General features: G+C 52.6%; 7 protein-coding genes and 1 pseudogene. 2 read left to right on the top strand and 6 right to left on the bottom strand.

Translation table 11 applies throughout. The features are described 5' to 3' along the window. Window positions 1-151: 151 nt before the first annotated feature. The 3 genes from pgsA to uvrY are packed head-to-tail and all read right to left on the bottom strand — an operon-like array spanning window position 152 to window position 3,242. A complete protein-coding gene (gene pgsA / locus C5687_RS20380) occupies window positions 152-700 on the bottom strand; it encodes a CDP-diacylglycerol--glycerol-3-phosphate 3-phosphatidyltransferase (protein ID WP_008500348.1) in 549 nt (182 codons plus the stop codon). Between the two features lie 56 nt (window positions 701-756). Further along, entirely contained in the window at window positions 757-2,589 is a 1,833-nt protein-coding gene (gene uvrC, locus C5687_RS20375) for an excinuclease ABC subunit UvrC (RefSeq protein ID WP_059385038.1), read from the bottom strand. Continuing rightward, a complete protein-coding gene (gene uvrY / locus C5687_RS20370) occupies window positions 2,586-3,242 on the bottom strand; it encodes a UvrY/SirA/GacA family response regulator transcription factor (RefSeq protein ID WP_013096026.1) in 657 nt (218 codons plus the stop codon). The genes uvrC and uvrY overlap by 4 nt, the downstream gene beginning before the upstream one ends. Window positions 3,243-3,614: 372 nt before the next feature. Here uvrY and C5687_RS25395 point away from each other — a divergent pair. Both C5687_RS25395 and C5687_RS20365 read left to right on the top strand, forming a co-directional pair. Beyond that, window positions 3,615-3,683: pseudogene (locus C5687_RS25395) on the top strand (hypothetical protein); the annotation flags it as partial. A gap of 25 nt (window positions 3,684-3,708) precedes the next feature. Further along, a complete protein-coding gene (locus C5687_RS20365; RefSeq protein ID WP_104557676.1) occupies window positions 3,709-3,933 on the top strand; it encodes a DUF2594 family protein in 225 nt (74 codons plus the stop codon). Window positions 3,934-3,999: 66 nt separating this feature from the next. On the opposite strand, the gene sdiA is transcribed toward C5687_RS20365, so the two are convergent. The 3 genes from sdiA to tcyL all read right to left on the bottom strand — a co-directional run bounded on the left by sdiA (window position 4,000) and on the right by tcyL (window position 6,361). After that, the gene (gene sdiA / locus C5687_RS20360) at window positions 4,000-4,722 is read right to left on the bottom strand and encodes a quorum-sensing transcriptional regulator SdiA (protein WP_025759910.1); all 723 of its coding nucleotides are present in this window, start codon (window positions 4,720-4,722) and stop codon (window positions 4,000-4,002) included. A 221-nt stretch (window positions 4,723-4,943) separates the two neighbouring features. Further along, window positions 4,944-5,696: an L-cystine ABC transporter ATP-binding protein TcyN gene (tcyN, locus tag C5687_RS20355; protein ID WP_045285389.1), complete on the bottom strand. Its 753-nt coding sequence runs from the start codon at window positions 5,694-5,696 to the stop codon at window positions 4,944-4,946. Beyond that, window positions 5,693-6,361, bottom strand: a complete 669-nt coding sequence (gene tcyL, locus C5687_RS20350; RefSeq protein WP_025759914.1) for a cystine ABC transporter permease — start codon at window positions 6,359-6,361, stop codon at window positions 5,693-5,695. Before tcyL ends, tcyN begins: the two co-directional genes overlap by 4 nt. Window positions 6,362-6,371: the final 10 nt, after the last annotated feature.

Below are 6,371 nucleotides of genomic sequence, written 5' to 3'. Positions count from 1 at the left end.
TGTCATCAAGTAAACGTCTAACCACTTGATTTCATTATCGTCCGGCTTGCTGTGCCGCCGTTCGATGCGTTGCATTCTACTGATATGACGTTATGAGTCAACGTTATTTTTTGCATCCCCGGATCGTTTGCTGAAAATTACGGCGAAACGATCACTGATCAAGCAAATCCCCACGCGCGGCGTTCAAATATTGCAGCATTGACCACAACGTCAGCACTGCCGCCACCCACAGCAGACCAATGCCCGCCCATTCAACCCAGGCGTTTGGACGCCAGAGCATCCAGACCAGCGCCGCCATCTGCGCGGTCGTTTTCACTTTACCGATCCAGGAGACCGCCACGCTGCTGCGTTTCCCCAGTTCCGCCATCCACTCGCGCAGCGCGGAGATAATGATCTCACGGCCGATCATGGTAGCCGCCGGCAGTGTTACCCACCAGGTGTGATAGTGCTCGGCCACCAGCACCATTGCGATAGCCACCATCACTTTATCCGCTACCGGATCGAGGAAGGCACCGAAACGGGTGCTTTGATTCCAGCGACGGGCCAGATAGCCATCAAACCAGTCGGTAACCGCCGCAATCAGGAAGATCAGTGCGCAGGCGAAAGGCGCCCAGACAACCGGCAGGTAAAACGCCAGCACAAAGAATGGAATGAGTACGACACGAAAGAGAGTGAGCAACGTAGGGATATTATATTGCATAGTGACGGTAACTATTTGTTGTCAGTAAAATTTAGCTCTATGTTGCTACAGAGCCCTCAATGTTTCAACGAGTAGTAGATCTTTTCTGCCAGCCCTTGCGAAATACCCGGCACTTTTGCAATTTCTTCCATACTGGCGTTGAGTAATCCTTGCAATCCGCCCATATATTTCAGCAGCATCTGGCGACGTTTCGGCCCCACGCCCTCGATCGTTTCCAGGGTACTGGTATTTTTCACCTTCGCGCGTTTTTTGCGATGACCGCTGATGGCATGGTCGTGGGACTCGTCGCGAATATGCTGAATGACGTGCAGCGCCGGGGAGTCCGGCGGCAGGCTGAAGCCCTCACCTTCCGGCTCGAAGAACAGGGTCTCCAGACCGGCTTTACGATCGGCCCCTTTTGCCACACCCAGCAGCAGCGGATGGTTTTTATCCCAGCTGACATCAAGCGATTCAAAGACCGCTTTCGCCTGGCCGAGCTGCCCTTTCCCACCGTCAATCAGGATCACATCCGGGATCTTGCTCTCTTCAATCGCTTTACCATACCGACGGCGCAGCACCTGATTCATCGCCGCATAGTCATCTCCCGGCGTAATGCCGGTGATGTTATAGCGACGGTATTCCGCGCGCAGTGGGCCATTGGCATCAAACACCACGCAGGACGCTACCGTCTGTTCACCCATCGTATGGCTGATGTCGAAACACTCCATACGCTTCACTTCCGGCAGCTTCAGCAGTGTGGCCAGCGCCGTTAAACGCTGGCTTACCGTCGATTGCTGGGACAATTTCGTCGTCAGTGCCGTCGCCGCGTTGGTGCGCGCCAGCTTCAGATAACGCGCCCTGTCGCCGCGCGGTTTGGTCTGTACATTGACCCGACGGCCGGCAAGTTCGGAAAGCGAATCGGCCAGCAGGGTTTTATCATCAAGGCTGAAATCAAGCAGGATCTCAGACGGCAGCGTGCGCATCTGGCTCCCCTGCAGATAGAACTGGCCGACAAAGGTTTCCACGACTTCACCCAGTTCGGTGCCGCCAGGCACTTTCGGGAAATAGCTGCGGCTGCCAAGCACTTTGCCCTGGCGAATAAAGAGAACGTGTACGCAGGCCATTCCGGCGTCAAAGGCCACGCCGATGACGTCGAGATCGTCCCCGCTATTGGAGACAAACTGTTTTTCCGTGACCCTGCGTACCGCCTGGATCTGGTCGCGGATGCGCGCGGCCTCTTCGAATTCCAGCGCGGCGCTGGCCTTTTCCATCCGTTCAATCAGCTGGGTTAACACCTGATCGTCTTTTCCGGCTAAAAACAGGCGCACGTACTCCACCTGCTGGGCATACTCTTCTTCGCTCACCAGCCCGGCCACGCAGGGCCCAAGGCAGCGCCCAATCTGGTACTGCAGGCATGGCCGCGAGCGGTTACGGTAGACGCTGTTTTCACACTGGCGGATCGGGAAGATTTTTTGCAGCAGCGCCAGCGTTTCACGCACGGCATAGCCGTTCGGGAACGGCCCAAAATATTCACCCTTCGCATGTTTTGCACCGCGGTGCATGGCGAGGCGAGGATGGGTGTCGCCGCTCAGGAAAATGAACGGGTAGGACTTATCATCACGCAGCAGCACGTTATAACGCGGCTGGTAGAGCTTAATATAGTTGTGCTCAAGCAGCAGCGCTTCGGTCTCAGTGTGCGTGACGGTAACATCAATATTATGAATAAGTGAGACCAGCGCTTCGGTCTTACGGGAGGCAAGGTTGCTGCGAAAATAGCTGGAGAGGCGTTTTTTGAGATCTTTCGCCTTCCCCACGTAGATAACCGTACCGCCAGCGTCATACATACGATAGACGCCAGGCTGGCTGGTAACGGTTTTCAGAAATGCTTTTGAATCGAACACATCACTCACTGACTTAACAACGTCTCTGCATTACACAAACCATGTCGGATGGCCAGATGCGTCAGTTCAACATCACCATGAATGTTCAGTTTACTGAACATGCGATAACGATAGCTGTTCACCGTTTTCGGGCTGAGATTCAGCTGTTCCGAAATCTCATTCACCTTCTGACCTTTGGTGATCATCAGCATAATCTGCAATTCACGCTCAGACAAACTGGCAAACGGGGATTCGGTTTTCTCAGGTTCGATCTGACTCAGCGCCATCTGCTGAGCGATGTCGGACGCAATGTAGCGCTGTCCGGCGAACACGGAACGGATGGCATTCACCACCTCCTGCGGCGCAGCCCCTTTACTCAGGTAACCTGCGGCACCCGCCTGCATTACTTTCGCAGGCAGTGGATTTTCCGTATGCACGGTCAGCATGATGACTTTCGTATCAACAAAGGTACGCGCGATTTTGCGTGTGGCTTCAAGACCACCGATACCGGGCATGTTCATATCCATTAACACCACATCGGCGGAATTTGTGCGGCACCATTTTACCGCGTCTTCGCCGCAGCACGCCTCGCCGGCAACTTTAATACCTTTAATATCTTCAAGAATGCGTCGTATCCCTGCGCGCACCAGTTCGTGGTCATCAACAAGAAGGACGTTGATCAAAGGAAATGTCTCCAGAATAGGGATAACGCTACTGAGTGATAATTTGGTTTATATTAACGGTTTTCCTCACAAGATTAAAACGTTAAAAAACCAGCTATTGGATTCTGCTCTCGTTTTTGGAAATTAGCCTGTACAGTCCCTGGAAAGCGAGTCCGTGCATTCAGGGCTTTTGCGCCTTTTTTTAAGCATCTGTATTCAAAAAGTTACGAAAAATCTGCACGCTTTAGCCGCCAAAAAACAGTTCTCAAATTTTTGTAACAATAATTAACGACAAACGAACCGGGCATATACAATTAATCGCCATTAACAGCGGCTCAGTTTACCGGTACGTTCTGTTTACGCAATTAAACACCCGCGTAAAAGTACGAAAAACAACCGCTGCATTTTTTGCTTCAGCTTGTGGTATACTCCGCCGCCTTGACTTTCGTCGTCGCGCTTTAGCGCCGTTTAATAATGAGGAAAATAAATGAGCACACATGAATTTGCCACTGCGGAGAATAACCAGGAACTGGCACAGGAAGTAAACTGCCTGAAAGCACTGCTGACCTTGATGCTGCAGGCGATGGGCCAGGCTGACGCTGGCCGTGTGATCATTAAAATGGAAAAACAAATCGCGGAGATGGAAGACCAGGCTGAATCAGCGGTATTTGCGAACACCGTTAAGCAAATCAAACAAGCCTACCGCCAGTAACAAAAAACGGCTGAGTGCAGTGCATTCAGCCGTTCGTTCGTCTGTCACGCAGAACCTAGTGTCTACTCAGATCAGTCCTGTTGCCGCCGCGTAGCACGCGATTTGCGTCTTGTTCGGCGCGTTGAATTTCTTCTGCATATTTTTCTGATGGAAGTTAACGGTATTCTCCGAGATAGAGAGAATGATCGCTATTTCTGCTGACGTCTTCCCTTCCGCGGTCCATTTCAGAATTTCCCGCTCACGTTTACTGAATTTCATTTCGGGTGGCATCACCATCCCATCTGCAAAACGCATCAGAGAGGTTAAGGCCATTTGCACCAGCATCTGCAGCCGCAGTTCTATTTCTTCCTGCCTGAACGGCACATCCTGCACACTAGTACGGGAAACTGACAGGAAACCGAGCGCGTGATTAGGCAGCATCAGACACTGCGTTATTCCCGTGCGTAAACCGTGGTCCTGCGCGCTATGCCATAATTCCTGCGCATCAGCGAATAATGCGTCTGTCCAGGGGAGATGACCCTGAATGAAATTCTCCGCCTTTAAAACCGGATCAATCGCGAAATAGTTCGCAGAATGATATTGCGCCATCCACTGTTTCGGATAAGTGGTTTGCAACGAGATCTTCGGTCGCGTAAATGGCACGGGATGACGCACGCAGAGCGCGTAATAATCGAATTCCAGCGCCTGCGTTTGTCGCTGAAGTTCCTGATATACCTCGTCGGCACAGGTCAATTCCTGAAACCGGAGGAAGCAATCCCGTCGCCAGGTGAAAAAGTCTGAATCCTTCATACTTACTAAATGAAGCCTCTGAAAAGATAATCATTATTATGGTGAATATAACCTAACACATAAAACTTATTTCTAACTACAAAATATCGGCAATAGCACAATTAACTTTACTATTGATAAGGTTTATCCAGGCAGGATGGAATAAAAAAACATCGAACCAGGTGAAGGAGGAGAATAATTTGCCCCAGAGTAAATTTCTGGAGCAAATTAGTTCGAAAATGCTACTGCATAAGGAATTTTTCAAGGAACTGACGGGTTCGCGGCTGCTGCGGATCGGCAAACAGGCGCTTCGCCGGCCCCTGCTCCACAATGCGTCCCTGGTCCATAAAGATGGCACGGTCAGCAACGTCGCGTGCAAAGCTCATTTCATGGGTCACGATCACCATCGTCCGTTTTTCCTGCGCCAGCTGGCGAATGGTGTTCAGCACCTCACCCACCAGTTCCGGGTCGAGCGCCGAGGTAGGTTCATCAAACAGGATCACGTCCGGGCGCATAGCCAGCGCGCGCGCTATCGCCACACGCTGCTGTTGTCCCCCCGAGAGGCGTCGCGGATAGCTGGTCTCTTTACCCGCCAGGCCAACTTTGGCGAGCAGTTCGCGCGCGCGCGCCGTCGCTTCCTCTTTCGGTTCACCTTTTACAATGACCGGCCCTTCAATAATGTTCTCCAGCACCGTCCGGTGCGGGAAAAGATTGAAGTTCTGGAAAACGAAGCCGACATGCTGGCGCAGGCGACGAATCAGTCCTTTCTGCTGGCTGATGGATTTGCCGGTATCAATCGTTATCTCCCCGACCCGGATAGTGCCGCCTTCCGGCTGCTCCAGCAGGTTAATGCTGCGCAGGAGCGTGGTCTTTCCTGACCCGCTCGGTCCGATAATCGCCACCACTTCGCCCTGCTCGACTTCCAGATCGATCCCGTGAAGTACTGTTTGACCGTGGAATTTTTTCACCAGGTTTTTGACATCGATAGCACTCATTTTGGATCACGCTCCTGGCGGTTAAGCTGGTTTTCGAAGTAGTTTTGCAGCGCAGACAGCACCGTCGCCATCACCCAGTAAATCAGCGAGGCGGCCAGATACATGGTGAAAACTTCAAGCGTGCGGGAGGTAATCAGCTGCGCCTGACGGAACAGCTCCGGCACCTGAATGGTTGCCGCGAGTGAAGTATCTTTCACCAGGCTAATGAAGCTGTTGCTGAGCGGCGGAAGCGCCACCCGGGCCGCCTGCGGCAGGATCGCGCGGCGCAGGGTCTGCCAGGGGGTCATACCGATACTGGCCGCGGCCTCCCACTGCCCTTTATCAATGGAGGAGATAGCCGCACGCAGGGTTTCGGAGGTGTACGCCGCGGTATTGAGCGACAGCCCAATCATCGCTGCCGGGATCGGATCCAGCTCGATACCAAACTGCGGTAAGCCGTAGTAGATCATGAAGAGCTGGGCGATGAGCGGCGTACCGCGAAATACGGAGATATAAAAGCGCGCCAGCCAGCGTACCGGCAGGAGGGGCGACATGCGCATTAAGGCCAGCACAAAGCCCAGCACCAGCCCGAAGAACATCCCGCCAATACTGAGTTGTAATGTAAATACCGCGCCTTTCAGCAGATAAGGCAGCGAATCAATAACCAGTTGAATACTTTCTTGCATTATTATTTTT

Source organism: Enterobacter sichuanensis (assembly GCF_002939185.1).
Classification (GTDB): Bacteria; Pseudomonadota; Gammaproteobacteria; order Enterobacterales; family Enterobacteriaceae; genus Enterobacter; species Enterobacter sichuanensis.
This window is presented reverse-complemented; position numbering and strand designations above follow the sequence as displayed.